This window comes from Neorhizobium sp. SHOUNA12A, from assembly GCF_023006505.1.
Lineage (GTDB): Bacteria > Pseudomonadota > Alphaproteobacteria > Rhizobiales > Rhizobiaceae > Neorhizobium.
The window spans coordinates 1-16,715 of sequence record NZ_JALBGV010000107.1; the positions used below are offsets into that span (position 1 = coordinate 1).

The 16,715-nt window shown below is 61.9% G+C and carries 13 protein-coding genes and 1 riboswitch; of the genes, 3 read left to right on the plus strand and 10 right to left on the minus strand.

Going from position 1 to position 16,715, the window contains the following annotated elements:
* The coding region (locus MOV63_RS28780; RefSeq protein WP_247039024.1) for an acyl-CoA dehydrogenase family protein at positions 1-818 on the minus strand (818 nt) is incomplete at its 3' end.
* A 1-nt stretch (position 819) separates the two neighbouring features.
* Positions 820-1,071 carry an acyl carrier protein gene (locus tag MOV63_RS28785; RefSeq protein WP_038549844.1) on the minus strand — a complete coding sequence of 84 codons (252 nt, stop codon included), beginning with the start codon at positions 1,069-1,071 and terminating at the stop codon, positions 820-822.
* 179 nt (positions 1,072-1,250) lie between these two features.
* Positions 1,251-1,382: riboswitch (TPP riboswitch) on the plus strand.
* A 99-nt stretch (positions 1,383-1,481) separates the two neighbouring features.
* Between MOV63_RS28785 and thiC the strand changes: the two genes are divergently transcribed.
* Positions 1,482-3,293: a phosphomethylpyrimidine synthase ThiC gene (gene thiC, locus MOV63_RS28790; protein WP_247039026.1), complete on the plus strand. Its 1,812-nt coding sequence runs from the start codon at positions 1,482-1,484 to the stop codon at positions 3,291-3,293.
* A 49-nt stretch (positions 3,294-3,342) separates the two neighbouring features.
* Here the strand turns inward: thiC and MOV63_RS28795 are convergent, their stop codons facing one another.
* Positions 3,343-4,122, minus strand: coding sequence for an SDR family NAD(P)-dependent oxidoreductase (locus MOV63_RS28795; RefSeq protein ID WP_247039028.1), 780 nt, complete (start codon positions 4,120-4,122; stop codon positions 3,343-3,345).
* A 137-nt stretch (positions 4,123-4,259) separates the two neighbouring features.
* Between MOV63_RS28795 and MOV63_RS28800 the strand changes: the two genes are divergently transcribed.
* Positions 4,260-5,150: an AraC family transcriptional regulator gene (locus MOV63_RS28800; protein WP_247039030.1), complete on the plus strand. Its 891-nt coding sequence runs from the start codon at positions 4,260-4,262 to the stop codon at positions 5,148-5,150.
* Positions 5,151-5,779: 629 nt separating this feature from the next.
* Here the strand turns inward: MOV63_RS28800 and MOV63_RS28805 are convergent.
* Together MOV63_RS28805 and epmA are read right to left on the minus strand one after the other, a co-directional pair.
* Positions 5,780-6,826 (minus strand): lysine-2,3-aminomutase-like protein, encoded by a 1,047-nt coding sequence (locus MOV63_RS28805; protein ID WP_247039032.1) that lies wholly within the window; start codon positions 6,824-6,826, stop codon positions 5,780-5,782.
* The gene (epmA, locus tag MOV63_RS28810; protein ID WP_247039034.1) at positions 6,823-7,893 is read right to left on the minus strand and encodes an EF-P lysine aminoacylase EpmA; all 1,071 of its coding nucleotides are present in this window, start codon (positions 7,891-7,893) and stop codon (positions 6,823-6,825) included. Before epmA ends, MOV63_RS28805 begins: the two co-directional genes overlap by 4 nt.
* A gap of 165 nt (positions 7,894-8,058) precedes the next feature.
* Here epmA and efp point away from each other — a divergent pair, with 165 nt between their 5' ends.
* Positions 8,059-8,628, plus strand: a complete 570-nt coding sequence (gene efp, locus MOV63_RS28815) for an elongation factor P (protein ID WP_038547065.1) — start codon at positions 8,059-8,061, stop codon at positions 8,626-8,628.
* A gap of 99 nt (positions 8,629-8,727) precedes the next feature.
* Here efp and MOV63_RS28820 read toward each other — a convergent pair whose 3' ends face one another.
* The 5 genes from MOV63_RS28820 to MOV63_RS28840 form a co-directional block, all read right to left on the minus strand.
* On the minus strand, positions 8,728-10,155 hold the full coding sequence (locus MOV63_RS28820) for an efflux transporter outer membrane subunit (protein ID WP_038547062.1): 1,428 nt from the start codon (positions 10,153-10,155) through the stop codon (positions 8,728-8,730).
* A gap of 132 nt (positions 10,156-10,287) precedes the next feature.
* Complete coding sequence (locus MOV63_RS28825) at positions 10,288-13,386, minus strand: efflux RND transporter permease subunit (RefSeq protein ID WP_247039036.1); 3,099 nt, start codon at positions 13,384-13,386, stop codon at positions 10,288-10,290.
* A gap of 50 nt (positions 13,387-13,436) precedes the next feature.
* Complete coding sequence (locus MOV63_RS28830) at positions 13,437-14,633, minus strand: efflux RND transporter periplasmic adaptor subunit (protein WP_247039038.1); 1,197 nt, start codon at positions 14,631-14,633, stop codon at positions 13,437-13,439.
* Positions 14,634-14,800: 167 nt separating this feature from the next.
* Complete coding sequence (locus MOV63_RS28835) at positions 14,801-15,403, minus strand: TetR family transcriptional regulator (RefSeq protein ID WP_247039040.1); 603 nt, start codon at positions 15,401-15,403, stop codon at positions 14,801-14,803.
* Positions 15,404-15,446: 43 nt separating this feature from the next.
* Complete coding sequence (locus tag MOV63_RS28840; RefSeq protein WP_247039042.1) at positions 15,447-16,397, minus strand: phosphoribosylaminoimidazolesuccinocarboxamide synthase; 951 nt, start codon at positions 16,395-16,397, stop codon at positions 15,447-15,449.
* Positions 16,398-16,715: the final 318 nt, after the last annotated feature.

A 16,715-nucleotide genomic window follows, 5' to 3' on the forward strand; every position in this document is an offset into this window, starting at 1 on the left:
TGGGTGCCACCCGCCTTGCGGGCCGCGGCGCGCACGAAAGCCTGGGCGCGCAGGACCGCGTCGGCGGCAATGCCGTACCAGACAGCACTCCAGAGGAGATGCGAGGTGGCGAGCATCGACTGTGCCGCGATTTCGGCGAACGGTTTCGGGAAAATCTGGACCGAAGGCGCTTCGCCATTGAAGAGGAAGCCGTCGGAGCAGGTGCCGCGCATGCCGAGCGTATCCCAGTCGACGGTCTTCTGCAGGGTATATTGGCCCTGTTTGAAGACGGTCATGACCTGGTCGGTCGGGGCGGCCTTCTCGTTCGAGCGCGAGGTGATCATGATGACATCGGCGTGGGCGCCGTAGGAAATCACCGTCGCGTCCTTGGTCAGCCGGCAGGTGTCGCCGTCGACCTCGATGGCGCAGATCGAGTTGCGCATATTGCCGCCGATGCCGGCCTCGGTCGTCGCGGAGGCGACGAGAAGCTGGCGGTCGGCGAGCTCGCGCATGAAATCCATGTGCCAGGCGCTGTCGGCCCCGTGCACCACGAGGCTCGAAACCTTGATCTGGTGCATGGCGAAAACCATGGCGCTCGAGGCACAGGACTGTCCCAGGATGGAGCAGACTTCGGCAATCTCGGTGATGGAAGCACCCTCGCCGCCGAATGCGACCGGGATCTGGATGCCGATCAGGCGCTCGGCCTTCATTGCATCGACCGCTTCGCGGGGGAAGCGGCCGTCATGGTCGACGCGTTCGGCGAATTCAGCCGCCACGGCCGCCACGCGGTGAGCGCGGGCGCTGAGGCTCATGTCGGCGGCAAAGACGGGAAGGTTCATCTCAGGCGGCCTCGGAGGCTTTCAAGATGTGGGAAACCGTCTGCTCGATCGCCGCGATGCTGGCGAAGGACTTGCGGTTCAAAAGGCTATCCGGGAATTCGATGTCGAAGGCCTCTTCCAGGCCCAGCATCAGCTGCACCGATGCGAAGGAGGAAAGCCCGGCTGCGTAAAGATCGGCAGCGTCTTCCAGCTCCGTCACGGCGACCGGAAGGCCGCCCACCCGTGTCAGCAATCCGCGAATGGTCTCGTTCATCTCGACATCTCCCGATCGTTCGAATTCTGCGCTCATCGCTAGGGACGTTATCGCGCAAGATAGCATAAGATTCCGGTAATAAACGTCATCAATTTGGAGCTGCGGGATTCGTTAAAACTCGACCTATCGACGCAGGCAGGGACCGGCTTGACATGCGCGATCGGCAGGTTTCTGATGGCCGCATTCACCAGGGGGGTCCCGTCAAGGGGCTGAGATACTGCTGGTCGGGCCGGTTTGGCCGCCCGAGGCGCAGTGACCCGTTGAACCTGATCCAGTTCATACTGGCGTAGGGACGGTGCGAGCGCTGCGGCAGCGAGGGCGGGAAACCGTCCTTCGGATTCCAACGTGTTCTTCCATCATTCCAACTCTGGAACTGGGTCTCCAAACGTCAAACCTTGGAGCCTTGAACCATGAATATCGCAACCACCAAGCTCACCCCGGTCGTCACCACCGGCCCGCTTCCCGCCTCCACGAAAGTCCTGAAAGCGGGAACGATCCATCCGGACATCCGTGTGCCGATGCGGCAGATCGCATTGCATCCGACCTCCGGCGAACCTCCGGTGACCGTCTACGATTCCTCCGGCCCCTATACCGTCGAAGGTGCCGCGATCAGCATCGATGCTGGCCTGCCGCGCCTGCGCGAAAACTGGATCTCGGCCCGCGGCGATGTCGAAGTCTATGAGGGCCGCATCGTCAGGCCGGAGGACAACGGCTTCGTGTCGGGGAGCCACCTGACGCCGGAATTCCCGGTCCGCAACCGGCCTTTCAAGGCGAAGGCGGGCAGGGTCGTCACCCAACTCGCTTATGCGCGGGCCGGCATCATCACGCCGGAGATGGAATTCGTCGCCATCCGCGAGAACCTCGGTCGGCAGGCGGTTCGGGAACCGCTCGTCCGCGACGGCGAAAGTTTCGGCGCCCATGTGCCGGATTTCGTGACGCCGGAATTCGTTCGCCGCGAAGTCGCGGAAGGCCGGGCGATCATTCCCGCCAACATCAACCACCCCGAATCCGAACCGATGATCATCGGCCGGAATTTCCTGGTGAAGATCAATGCCAATATCGGCAATTCGGCCGTCACCTCGTCGATGGCCGAGGAGGTCGAGAAGATGGTCTGGGCGATCCGCTGGGGCGCCGACACGGTCATGGACCTGTCGACCGGCCGCAACATCCACAATATCCGCGACTGGATTATCCGCAATTCACCTGTTCCGATCGGCACGGTGCCGCTCTACCAGGCGCTCGAAAAGGTGAACGGCATTGCCGAGGACCTGACCTGGGAGGTCTATCGCGATACGCTGATCGAACAGGCGGAACAGGGCGTCGACTACTTCACCATCCACGCGGGCGTGCGGCTCGCCTATATTCCGCTCACCGTCAATCGCGTCACCGGCATCGTTTCCCGTGGCGGCTCGATCATGGCCAAATGGTGCCTGCATCACCACGAGGAGAGTTTCCTCTACGAGCACTTTGAGGAAATCTGCGACATCGCCCGCGCCTACGACGTCTCGTTCTCGCTCGGCGACGGTCTTCGCCCGGGTTCGATCGCCGATGCCAACGACGCGGCGCAGTTTGCGGAACTGGAAACGCTCGGCGAGCTGACGAAGATCGCCTGGGCGAAGGATTGCCAGGTGATGATCGAAGGCCCCGGCCATGTCCCGATGCACAAGATCAAGGCGAACATGGACAAGCAGCTCGCGGTCTGCGGCGAGGCGCCATTCTATACGCTCGGGCCGCTGACCACCGATATTGCGCCGGGCTACGACCACATCACGTCCGGCATCGGGGCTGCGATGATCGGCTGGTTCGGCACGGCCATGCTCTGCTACGTGACGCCCAAGGAACATCTCGGCCTGCCGGACCGCAACGACGTCAAGGTGGGCGTCATCACCTACAAGATCGCCGCGCATGCCGCCGACCTCGCCAAAGGCCATCCGGCGGCCCAGGTGCGCGACGACGCGCTGTCGCGGGCCCGTTTCGAGTTCCGCTGGGAGGACCAGTTCAACCTCTCGCTCGATCCGGAAACGGCCCGTTCGATGCATGACGAGACGCTGCCCAAGGAGGCGCACAAGGTGGCGCATTTCTGCTCCATGTGCGGCCCGAAATTCTGTTCGATGCGGATTTCCCACGATATCCGCGCCGAAGCGCAGAAGGAGGGCCTGGAAGCCATGGCTGCGAAATATCGAGATGGCGGCGATCTTTATATGCCGGTCGAGAAGGGATGATCAATTTCACGACCTCTGCCGGTCGCAACCGGCAGGGGTCGTTCGAACGTCAGAGCGCCATGCCGCCCGACACCTCGATGCGCTGGGCATTGACCCAGCGGTTGTCCTCGGACAGCAGCGAGGCGACCATCGGGCCAATATCATCCGGCTCGCCGGCACGGCCAAGTGCGGTCATCTCGGCGACGCGCCTGTTGATCTCCGGGTTGTCGCGCACCATGCCGCCGCTGAAATCGGTCATGATCGCGCCGGGCGCCACCGTATTGACGGCAATGCCGCGGGCGCCAAGCTCCTTGGCCAGATACCGGGTCAGCACTTCGACCGCCCCCTTCATCGCCGCATAGGCGCCGCTGCCCGGAACGGTGATGCGGGTAAGCCCGGTGGAGAAGTTGACGATCCGGCCACCGTCGCGGATCAGCGGCAATAGCTTCTGGGTTAGAAAGAAGACGCCCTTGAAGTGAACATTGAAGAGCTCGTCCAGCTCCGCTTCGGTGGTCTTTTCGAAATCGCCATGATGCGACGTGCCGGCATTGTTGACGAGGAAATCGAATTTTTCAGCGCCGATCTCGGCCAGGGCTTCCTGCACCCGGCCGACGAACGCGTCGAACGACGCGACATCGCCGACATCGAGCTGCAGGGCGATCGCCCTGCGTCCCAGTTCGCCCGCTGCTGCGGTCGTGGCTGCTGCTTCTGCCTGATTGGAGTTGTAGGTGAAGATCACGTCGATACCGCGCTTTGCAAGGCTGAGCACAGTGTTGCGGCCGAGACCGCGGCTGCCGCCGGTCACGATGGCGAGCTTGGCTGCCGATTTCTGAGATGTTTGATGCGTCATGATGGAGGTTCCTTGTCTGGATCGGATGACCGGAAACTACTCCCCTCGGCCACGCGCCTGAATGCCGGAACTTTCCCACTTCTTGCCTGATCCTGCTCGCAGGCCTATGTTTGGCCTTGAAACCTCGGAGGTGTGGCATGCCGGCAGCCCTGCTCGATGCGGTAAAGCGGTTCACAGATGGACAGGCGGGAACCAGCCCTTTCGCGACGGCGATCGAAGGCCTGACCATCCTTCGCTCGGATCACGAGAAACGGCCAGACCACCTGATTTTCAAGCCGGCGCTCTGCATCGTCCTCCAGGGCGCGAAATGGGCTGTGTTCGGCGACCGCCATGTGGATTACCGCGCGGGCCAGGCGCTCGTTGTCAGCGTCGAGATGCCGGCCTTCGGCCGCGTGGCGGAGGCGAGCCCGACCGAGCCCTATCTCGGCCTCATCATCGAATTCGATCTCGCCATCATGCGCGAGGTCCTGGAGGCGATGCCCAACCCGCCGCGCCCGGGCGGCGACATAACGTCCGGCGTGTTCGTGACGGATTTCGACGGCCCGCTTGCCGATTGCGCGCTGCGGATGGTGCGGCTCCTCGATACGCCGGGTGCCATCCCGGTCCTCCATACAGCGATCATGCGCGAAATTTCCTACTGGCTGCTCACCGGTCCGCATGGCGGCGATGTGGTCCGCATGGCGCTCGGCAACGACCATACGCATCGGATCGTCAGCGTCATCCACGGCCTGCGCGGCCATTTCGCCGAGCCGATGCGGATCGAGGATCTGGCGGAGAGGGCCGGGATGAGCCCTTCCGCCTTCCACCGCAAGTTCAAGACGATCACCTCGATGACGCCGCTGCAATATCAGAAGCAGCTTCGCCTTCTGGAGGCCAGGCGGCTGATGGTGGCGGAAGCGGCGAATGTTGAAACCGCGGCGTTTCTGGTCGGCTATGAGAGCCCTTCGCAGTTCAGCCGGGAATATGCCCGCATGTTCGGCACGCCGCCGCGCCGCGACGTCACGGCACTGAGGGAGCTGGCGGCTTAGAAGGTGAGATTGCTTTCTTGCGTACGATTACAAAATCACGATCTTTCGCAAGGCTAAGCTGCAGATTTTGTCGGCGAGGAATTCATACGGGGACGAGTTTGCCCCTCACCTGAAAAATTTCACGCTTAAGTTCTCAGCTAAAATTCTGATTTTTATATATATTCCGCAAGAGGTGAGGTGGCCGACGTGCCTCGCCTCGTCCCCGCCCTCTTGATCCATGCCTACAATCCTCCCGCTTCCGTCGCCGGAGTGTTTCGCGAGACGTTCGCGGGCAGGCGGGAGCCGGCGCTTTCATTTGAACCGTAACGTGCGGGAAAGGTGGAAGAGGTGAAAGCCATGGAGTGTGCGTCGCGAGACGACCATTCCTATCAAGCCTCCCCCGGACAGCCATGTCCGGTTCGGTTGAGCCGTGCAAGTGGCAGGCCTGTCCCGAAAGGATGGGCGAGAACGAAGCCACGCAGCGAGGCGAGATGATCACCTGTAGGGGCCGGAAGCCTCGAAAAGACGCCGAAGGCCACGCGAATGCGGAGCCACTATTAAAAAATCAATCGAGGTTCCGCATTCGTGTGGGCTCTCCAAATTCCAGGCCAAGCCACGGGCGCACTCCGCCGCGTGAACAAGAACCCGTGTCATTTCGGAGGATATGCATGCTCTCCGCCGCGGAAATCGCTGACGGAATAACAGCCGCCTTCGCCGCGCACGGCGCTTTCGCCGATCACCGCCTTGCCGTGGCCGCCGGGGATATCCAGGACATAGGTCGGCTGGCAGAGGCCGGAGATGGTGCCCCGGAGCGCCGAGACGATCTTCTGGCCCTCGGCGATATCCAGCCGGAAATGGCCAGTGCCGGGCGCGAGATCCGGATGATGAAGGTAATAGGGCTTGATCCGCGTCTCGACGAAAGCTCTCATAAGGTCGCCGAGTACCGCCGGATCGTCGTTGACGCCACGCAAGAGCACCGTCTGGCTCAGCATCGGCAAGCCGGCATCGACCAGGCGGGCGCAGGCGGTGCGGGCGGCTTCCGTCATTTCGCGCGGGTGGTTGGCGTGCAGCGCGATATAAACCACCTTGCCGCTTTCCTTCAGCGCCGCAATCATTGTCGCGTCGATGCGGTCCGGTTCGACGACGGGCACCCGCGTATGGAAGCGGACGATCTTTACATGGGATATCTCGGCAAGGCCGCGCATCATCGCAGCGAGCCGCCTCGGCGAAAGGACCAGCGGATCGCCGCCGGTGAGGATCACTTCCCAGATCTCCGGATGCTCGCGAATATAACCGAGCGCTGCCGTCAGTTCCTCAGGCGAAAGCGTACCGTCGCCCTGAGGACCGACCATTTCGCGGCGGAAGCAGAAGCGGCAATAGACCGGGCAGATATGCACGGCCTTCAGCAGCACCCGGTCCGGGTATCGGTGAACGATGCCCTTGACCGGGCTGTGCGCCTGATCGCCGATCGGGTCGGCACGCTCTTGCGGCGTCGTCAGCCGCTCGGCCGGATCGGGCACGAATTGCCGGGCGATCGGATCCTGACGGTCTGCGCGGTCGATGAGCGAAACCACCGTTGGCGTCAGCGCGATCGCGTAGCGGTCTGCGACGGCTCGGATGCCGTCGAGCTTTTGGAGCTCGATCAGGCCGGCAGCCGCGAGATCTTCCGGGGTTTTCAATGAACGGACTGCGGTCACGAAAACACCTCCGCGACCGGCGCCCACATGACCTGTTCGATGCGGGTGGCGCCCGTTGCCAGCATGGCGAGCCGGTCGAAGCCGAGTGCCGCGCCGCTCGCATCGGGCATGATCGAAAGCGCATCGAGAAAGTCTTCGTCGAGCGGATAACGTTCGCCGTAGATACGGGATTTTTCGGCCATTTCGTGCTCGAACCGGCGGCGTTGTTCGCCGGCGTCGGTCAGTTCCCCGAAGGCGTTGGCAAGCTCGACGCCGCAGGCGTAAAGCTCGAAACGTTCGGCGACGCGCGGATCACGGACGGATGGCCGGGCGAGCGCTGCCTCGGAAACAGGGTATTCGTAGAGGATCGTCGCACGGTCCTGGCCGAGATGCGGCTCGACCTTCTCGACCAGAACCTTGCTGAAGAGATCGGCCCAGGTGTCGTCTTCCGCAAAGCGGATATCGGCCTTTTTCAGGCCGACCGCCAGAAGATCGCGGTCGGTTTCGCCGTTCGTCGCCACGGAGGCGAGCAGGTCGATGCCGGCGAACCGGTCGAAGGCATCAGCGAGCGTCAGGCGTTCCGGCTCGGCGAAAGGATCGATTTCCATATGCCGGAAGACAAAGCGTCCCGTCTTGGCGGTATCGGCGGCCAGAGCCAGCATCTCGGCGCAATCGGCCATCAGTTGCTCGTAGCTTTCGCCGACCCGGTACCATTCCAGCATGGTGAATTCCGGATGGTGCAGCGGCCCGCGTTCCCGGTTGCGGTAGACATGCGCAAAGGTGAAGATACGCTTCTCGCCGGCAGCCAGCAGCTTCTTGGCGGCGAATTCCGGCGACGTGTGCAGGTAGAGCGGCGCCCTGCCGCCGTCGGTCGCGACCGCCTCGGTTGCGAAGGCATGCAGATGCGTCTCGTTGCCCGGGGAAACCTGGAGCGTCGCCGTATCGACTTCGATGAAATCGCGCTCGGAGAAGAAGTCGCGCAACGCCGTCTGGACCGCATTGCGGCCTTTCAGGAAGGGCCGGCGGTCGGCGTGGTTTGCCGGTCTCCACCAGGGCGAGCGGGATGTGGCGGGCTGCGACGAGCTCATTTGCGGCTTTCTTCGCCGGTTCTTTCCGGCAAGGCTTCCACTTTGCGCGGTTTTGGAGTAGTTCCGGCCGGAAAACAGACGATCCGTCCTTCGGGCCGGTTATCGCCCGGTCCTCTACGACGCATTTTCGGCAGTTACAAGCCGGTTCGCACCACAAGGAATCCTATGGTCAAGGTCATCGCCTCTTCTGTCCGCAAGGGCAACGTCATCGATGTGGACGGCAAGCTTTATGTCGTTCTCACCGCCGAGAATTTCCATCCCGGCAAGGGCACGCCTGTCACGCAGGTCAACATGCGCCGCATCGTCGACGGCGTGAAGGTGTCCGAACGCTGGCGGACGACCGAGCAGGTCGAGCGCGCCTTCGTCGAGGACGTCAACCACCAGTTCCTCTATGAAGACGGCGAAGGCTTCCACTTCATGAACCCGGAAAACTACGACCAGGTCGTGGTGGACGTGGATACGATGGGCGACCAGAAGGCCTATCTCCAGGAAGGCATGACCTGCGTTCTCTCCATGCATGAAGGCATTGCGCTGGCTCTTCAGCTGCCGCGCCACGTGACGCTGGAGATCGTCGAGACCGAACCGGTCGTCAAGGGCCAGACGGCTTCCTCGTCCTACAAGCCGGCCATGCTGTCGAACGGCATCCGCACCGCGGTTCCGCCGCATGTCGATGCCGGCACCCGCGTGGTGATCGCGACGGAAGACAATTCCTACGTCGAGCGCGCCAAGAACTGATTGTCGAATTGATCGTCCCCGCCTTTCCGGGCGTGATAAAAAAACCTCCGAAGCGTTGGCTCCGGAGGTTTTTTGTTGTCGGTAATGTTGGGGTGGAGCCTACTTCTTGATGACCACCGAAGCGACCTTGGTATCGGTCTTGCCGAAGGCGTAACCGCCACCGACCGCCACGTTGAGCGAGACGTAGTCCTGAGCCATCTGACGCACGGCAGCGGCGAGGTTCGACTGAGCGGTCGAGACCTGACGCTGGGCGTCGAGAACGTCGAGCAGCGAAGATGCGCCGTCCCGATAGCTTGCGGTGCCGAGCTGCAGGGCTTCTTCGTAGGACTTTACAGTTGCCTGAAGAGAGGAGACCGTGCGGCTGTCGCGGGAAACTGCGGCCAGCGCATTTTCCACTTCCTCGACTGCGTTCAGAACCGTCTGTTTCCAGGCGAGATACCGCCCGCGGGCGCTGGATTCGGCGATCTTGACGTTGCCGCGCAGGCGGCCGCCGTCGAAGATCGGCAGGCTCAGCTGCGGTCCGAAGGACCAGGTCAAGGCCCGGGTATCGAGGCCGCCGGAAAGGACGTTGTATCTCGGGGAAATGGAGCCGCCGAGCGTAATGGCCGGGTAGAGCTGGGCCTCGGCGACACCGATTTCGGCGACTGCCGATGCGAGCTGACGTTCCGCGGCACGGATGTCCGGACGATTGCGGATCAGGTCCGCCGGAATACCGGCCTTGGTATTGAAGCGTGCGACCGGCTGGCGTGTGCCCTTCTGCAATTCGGGGACAAGCGACGATGCAGGCATGGCCAGAAGCGTGGCGACACGGTGCGCCGCGCCCCGGAAGCTCGTCTCCAGGCCTGGAATTTCTGCGATGGTCGAATTGACCAAGCCTTCCGACTGGACGACATCCAGACGCGAAGCCGCACCGGCATCCAGCTGGAGCTTGGTGAGGTTCAGCGTTTCGCGCCGCGAATCGAGGTTCCGGCGAGCGATCGCGATACGCTCCTGGTAGTAGCGTACGTCGATATAGGCCGCCACGACCTGAGACAGGAACGTGAGACGTGCAACATCTTCGCTGGCATAGGCGGCATCGAGGCTTGCGAGCGCACTTTCTTTCGAACGCCTGTAGAGGCCGAAAAGGTCAAGGAACCAAGACGCGTCGGCAGTACCTGCCGTCACGGTCGACCGCGAGAACGAACCCGGGTCGGTACGAGTGCCGGTGGTCGTATTGGCTGCCGAGACATCCAGCGAAGGGAGGGCGCCCGCGCCGGCGACGGTCACGCTGGCCTGCGCAGAATTGATCCGCTCCATGGCCTGGAGAATATCGAGGTTCTGACTGATTCCCTGATTGACGTAGCCGTTCAGACGGCTGTCATTGAATGCGGTCCACCAGGTAACCTGGGAGACATCGCCATTACTGGTCTTGCCGGCTTCGGCAAATTTGCCCGGAAGAGCAATTTCCGGCGCCTTATGATCTGGACCGACAACGCAGCCCGAAAGCAGCAGCATAGTGAGAGGAGCAATAACACGAATGGATATCATTTTTCTGTCCCAGTGCCCTACAACGCATGGAAGGTCAGCACTCATGCCTCTTCCGATTGTCCCGTCAGCAGCGATTCGCATAATCTCTGACGGCATTAAAAGTCGAATACGTTAACGAACGTAATCGTCATCCTACTCTTTTTCACGCTTTGATAACCGTCTAACGACAACAAAGAAGGACGGAACGAAGAAAATTCCGAGAAGTGTTGCAGAAAGCATACCACCCAGCACGCCGATACCGATGGCATTCTGGGCCGCGGATCCGGCGCCGGTCGCGATCGCCAGAGGTACGACGCCGAGGATAAAAGCGAGCGACGTCATGACGATCGGCCTCAGTCGCAGGCGTGCGGCCTCGAGGGTGGCTTCGATCATGCTCATGCCGCCTATCTGCCGATCCTTGGCGAATTCGACGATCAGGATGGCGTTTTTGGCTGCCAAGCCGATCGTCGTCAGAAGCCCGACCTTGAAGTAGACGTCGTTCGCCTGGCCGAAGAAATGCGCTGCGGTAAGCGCGCCGAGCACGCCGATCGGGACAGCCAATATGACTGAGAACGGGATCGACCAGCTTTCATAGAGCGCCGCAAGGCACAGGAAGACGATCAGAACCGATAGCGCGTAGAGCATCGGCGCCTGCGAGCCGGACAGCCGCTCCTGGTAAGAAATGCCCTGCCAGGCCACCGAATAGCCGCCCGGCAGTGCAGCCGTCAGCCTCTGCATCTCGTCCATCGCCTGGCCGGTGCTGACGCCCGGGCCGGCCGCGCCGTCGAGCGGAATGGCGCTGGTGCCGTTGAAGCGTGCGAGCTGCGGCGTACCGCTGATCCATTGGACGGTGCTGAAGGAGGAGAAAGGAACCATCTCGCCCTTGTTGTTGCGGGCGAACCAGTGTTTCAGGTCGTCCGGCTGCATCCGATAGGGCGCGTCGCCTTGCACATAGACCGGCTTCAGCTCGTTGTTGAGGGTGAAGTCGTTGACGTCGCGTCCGGCAAAAATGGTTGCCAGCATGGAGTTGACCGAAGCGAGGTCGACGCCCATCGCGCCGAGCTTTTCCTGGTCGAGCAGGATCTTGAGCTGGGTTTCTGACCGCTGGCTGCTGCTGCGCAGTGAACTGATGTTGGGGTTGCCCGTGCCGGCCTGAATGAGCTGCTGCGATGCCGTGGTCAGCGCCGCATTGCCGTTGTTGCCGCTGTCGACCAGATACATGGAGAAGCCGCTCGACGTGCCGAGCCCCTGGATGGCCGGCGGCAGAAGGGCAAAGACCTGCGCATCGCGGATGGTGAAGAAATACCGGCTTGCCCGCTGGACGATAGCCGCGGCGGATTGCTCCGGCCTGGCGCGCTCGGCGAAATCCTTGAGCTTGGTGAAGACGATGGCATTGTTCTGGCCGCTTCCGCTGAAGCTGAAGCCGAGGACGCCGAACACCGCGTCGACATTGCCCTTTTCCTTTTCGAGGAAATAGGCCTCCACCTTCTTGACCGCCTCGTCGGTGCGCGGCGTGGTGGCGCCGACCGGCGTCTGGATAATGGTCAGCAGAACGCCCTGGTCTTCCTGCGGAAGGAAGGAATTAGGCAGCTTGGTGAAAAGCCAGGCGCAGCCGCCGATCACCAGCAGGAACAGCAGCATCACGCGGAACGGACGCTTCAGGAGATAACCGATGGTGCTGACGTAGCCGCGGGTCGACCGATCGAAACCGCGGTTGAACAAGGCGCCGATGCCGCGACGTTTCTTGTGGTGATCGATCGGCTTCAGCATGGTGGCGCAAAGCGCCGGCGTCAGCACGATGGCGACCAGCGCCGAAAGCAGCATGGCCGATACGATGGTGATCGAAAACTGGCGGTAGATGATGCCGGTCGAGCCACCGAAGAAGGCCATCGGAATGAACACGGCCGTCAGGACGAGCGCGATGCCGATGATGGCGCCAGTGATCTCGCCCATCGACTTTTCGGTCGCTTCAAGCGGGCTCAAGCCCTCTTCGTCCATGATACGCTCGACGTTTTCGACGACGACGATGGCATCGTCGACGAGAAGGCCGATGGCCAGAACCATGGCGAACATCGTCAGCGTGTTGATGGAATATCCGGTCAACGCCAGCACCCCGAACGTGCCCAGCAGGACGACGGGCACGGCAATCATCGGAATCAGCGTTGCACGCAGATTTTGTAGGAAGATGAGCAGGACGACGAAAACCAGGATGATTGCTTCGATGAGCGTGTGGACGACCTTTTCGATCGAAAGCTGCACGAAGGGCGTCGTATCATAGGGGTAAGTGATCTCCACGCCGTCTGGAAGATGGGGTCCGACGGCGGTCAGCGCCTCTCTGACGCGTGCGGCGGTATCGAGAGCGTTGGCGCCGGTCGCGAGATTCACGGCGAAACCCGTGGACGGCAGACCGTTCTGGCGGGAACCGCCGCCATAGCTCTCTTCACCGATCTCGACGCGGGCGACATCGGAAAGGCGCACCGTTGCGCCGTCCTGTTCGACCTTGAGGATGATCCGCTCGAAATCGTCGACCGTCGTCAGCTGGCTTTGCGCGGTCATGGTGACCGTAAGCTGCTGCTCCGCCTTGGCCGGAAGACCGCCCAGGGCGCCGACGGAAACCTGCGTGTTCTGAGACTGGATCGCGGACGTCACGTCGGCCGGCGTCAGCTGGTATTTCTGCAGCTTATAGGGATCGAGCCAGACGCGCATTGCATAACCGGACCCGAAGATGTCGATGCTGCCGACGCCTTCCAGGCGCTTGACCTGGTCCTCGATCTGCGTGGAAAACAAGTCGCCGAGATCGACGGAGCTTCGTTTCTTGTCGGTCGAAACCAGGGCGCCGACCATCAGGATGCTCGATGTCGAACGCGCGACTTCGATGCCCGCCTGCTGCACGACGTCGGGCAGTTGCGACTGCACCAGCTGCAGCTTGTTCTGCACCTGAACCTGGGCAATGTCGGGAAGGACGCTGCTGCCGAAGGTGAGTGTGACGTTGGCGCGGCCCGTCGAGGAGGACGACGTCATATAGGTGAGGTCATCGAGGCCGGTCATGCCGTCCTCGATGATCGTCGTTACCGATTTCTCGACGGTCTCGGCGCTTGCGCCATTGTAGCTTGCGGTGATCCGGACCGTGGTCGGCGCGATGTCGGGATATTGCGAAATCGAGAGCGTCGCGATGGCGAGCGCGCCGCCGAGCATGATGACGATCGCGATGACCCAGGCGAAGACCGGTCGCCGGATGAAGAACTTGGCCATTCAGATTATTCCTTGCCGCGTTTCGTCATGATCGTTTCCGCTTGAGGCCTTCACGGCTTTGCAGCGGTCGGCTTCGGCGCCTCGACGACAAAACCCTTGTCGTCGACCGTCGCCTCGACCGGTTGAACCGTCGCGCCATCGGCGATCCACTGGAAGCCGTCGACGACCAGGCGATCGCCGTCGGTCACGCCCTGCGTAACCAGCCAATTGTTGCCGGAGACGCCGCTGGTCGGGAAGATGCGGGTCTCGACCTTGCCGTCCGCCGTGACGAACTTGGCGGAAAGTTCGCCGCGGGCGTTGCGCGTCGCGGCGCGCTGCGGGATCAGGTAGCCGGTCTCGTTACCGAGGGTGACGGTGGCGCGCACATAGGTGCCCGGCAGGATCATGTCCCTCGGGTTCTCGAAGAGCGCGCGGATCTGATAGGTGCCGGTCGTTTCGCTGACCGCCATGTCGGCCATGTCGAGCTTGCCGGTCAGGGGATAGTCCGTTCCATCTTCCAGGGTCAGGCGGATATCGGCCTTGCGCGGATCGCCGCTCAAGCGGCCGGAAGCCATGGCCGAGCGCAGTTCGAGAAGATTGGTGCTGGAATCGATCAGATCGATATAGATCGGATCGAGGCGGCGGAGCGTCGTCAGCGCCGTCGTCTGGTTGGCGGTGACGATATTGCCGATGCTGACATTGGAGATCGACGTGACGCCGTCGAAGGGCGCGCGGATTTCGGTCAGGTCGAGATTGATCTGGGCGGCATTGAGCGCGGCATTGGCCTGCGCCACATCCGCCTGCGCCTGGAGAAGCGTCACCCGCGCGCTCTCATATTCGATCTGCGTCGCGCCGCTGTTGACCAGCCGCTCGTAGCGGGAGAGGTTCGCCTGGGCGCTCGGGATACTGGCTTCCGCCTTCGAGACGGTCGCCTTCGCCTGGGCGACCTCGGCTGCATAGGTGCTGTCCTCGATCTTATAAAGAAGATCGCCGGCCTTGACCTCGTTGCCCTGCTTGAAAGCGATCTGCTTGATCTCGCCGGTGACGCGCGGGCGGATGTCGGCGATCTGGAACGGTGCCGCGCGGCCCGGCAGGACGGCCGTGATCGGCTGCTCGGACTTCTTCATGGTCACGACACTGACCGGCTGCGGCGGACGCTGCGGGGCACCGCCTGCCGCGCCGCTGCCAGCCGGCTTTTGGCCCGAGTCGCTGCAGGCTGCAAGCGCCGCGGAAAGAAGCAGGGAAAGTATCAGTTTGCGTCCGGTCATGGTGTCATCCAAGGCAAAGCGGCTGGCAATCGCCACGGCAGACGGAATATGCCGGGGCAGAAGTCGGGGGGAGATTAACCCGTCCTAAGCGGTCGGAACAAGGCTGGTCGAGAAGGGGATTTCGACCGGTGTTCTACCTTCGGGAAAGTGACGTAAATATAAAACCGTCACTTTGCAAGCGGATTTTGCAGCGCAGCATTCACAAGTCTGGCAAGCCCGTCACATCGGTCATGCAATTCCGCCTCGCCAGCCTTGGCCAAAAGGACCGGATGCAGCACGCTCGCAAAGGCCGCCGCCACGTGCTGGCTGATCGCCTGGGGGTCGGTACATTTGTAGGCGCCGCTTTCGACACCCTGCCGGATCAGATCGGCAAACAGGTTCTCGATCAGCCGCCGGTAATGCTGACCGCTCGGAAGATCGGCTTCCGACATCAGGAAGATCATCTCGAACAGAAAGGGATTGTCGCGGAGGTCCTGGAGATGCGCCTCCATCAATTTGCGCACGACGATTGCCAGCCGCTCGGGCGCCGGGGCCGGCTCGTCAAGCGTCTCGAACCGGCCGATCATGCGGCTGATATGCCGGTCGCAGATAGCGTCCGCCAGCGATGCCTTGGAATGGAAATGCTTGAAGATGTTGGCGGGCGACATGTGCAGCGCCTGGGCGACGTCGGCGATCGAACACTTGGCAATCCCCCGTTCACGGAAAAGCGTCTCCGCCGTGTTGAGGATATCTCCGCGGGTTTCTTCCGCCTTGCGTCTCGGTCTGCGCACTCTATCCTCTTCATAATGCCGGATCGATTTTCCGGCCCATTGTTCAACGCGCGGTAAAATAGGGCGCCAGGTTCTGGCGGATACGGTCGAGCACGGTCGCGCCGCTGGTATCGGGCACAAAGGTCTCGCCGGTGATCGTCTCGTATGCCGTGCGGTAGACCTTGGCGGTCTCCTCGACGAGCTCGGCCGGGATCGCGGGGATCTCATCCTTATAAGGGTCGCAACGTTCGACCACCCAGGCGCGGATGAAATCCTTGTCAAAACTCTTCGGCCGCGTGCCGTTGCGGAAGGCCTCACTATAACTGTCGGCGATCCAGTAGCGGCTGCTGTCCGGCGTATGGATCTCGTCGGCAAGGATGATGGTGCCCTCGGCATCGGTGCCGAACTCGTATTTGGTATCGACGAGAATCAGGCCGCGTTCCGCCGCCAGTTGCTGGCCGCGCGCAAAAAGTGCCAGCGCATAACGGGAGAGGGTCGCCCATTGTTCGGCGGTCAGAAGTCCCTGCTCGACGATCTCGCTGGGCGTCAGGGGTTCGTCGTGGCCGCCATCGAAGGCCTTGCTGGTCGGCGTGATGACCGGGGCGGGCAGGATTTGATTGTCCTTGAGGCCGTCCGGAAGATCCAGCCCGTACATGGTCCGCTCTCCCTTCTTATAGAGGGTGAGCAGCGACGTGCCGGTGGTGCCGGCGAGATAACCGCGCACGACGATCTCGACGGGCAGGATGTCGAGCCGCTTGCCGACTACCACATTCGGATCCGGATAGGCGATCACATGGTTGGGGCAGATGTCCTTTGTCGCCTCGAACCAGTAACGCGCGGTCTGGGTCAGGACATGCCCCTTGTCGGGGATTGCGGTCAGGATGCGATCGAAAGCGCTGAGGCGATCGGTTGCGATGATGATGCGGCTGCCGTCCGGCAGATCGTAGTTCTCGCGTACCTTGCCGCGATAGGGGTTCGGCAATTCGGGAATGAAGGCATCGGAGAGAACGCGCACGGGGACCACTTTCCAGAGAGTTTCGGGGGCATTCTGCTATCGCATGTTTTGCCGCAGCGGCACAAGAATGGAAGGAATGGCGGTTTTCACGAGTATCTCGGTTCCACGGTCGATGAAGAGCTCCTTATAGAGAGTGGTTAACGATTATTAACGCCCCGGGATTCCCAGAAATCCACGATTATCCTGTGAAAACAACTATTTATACGATTTCTCAAGATTTCTGAATCAATGCTGTTGACTTCAAACTGGGGTCGGCACTATAACCCGCTCACTGAACGAGGGCGGCGGCGCTGCTGGCGACGACGACTTTCGTTCTAC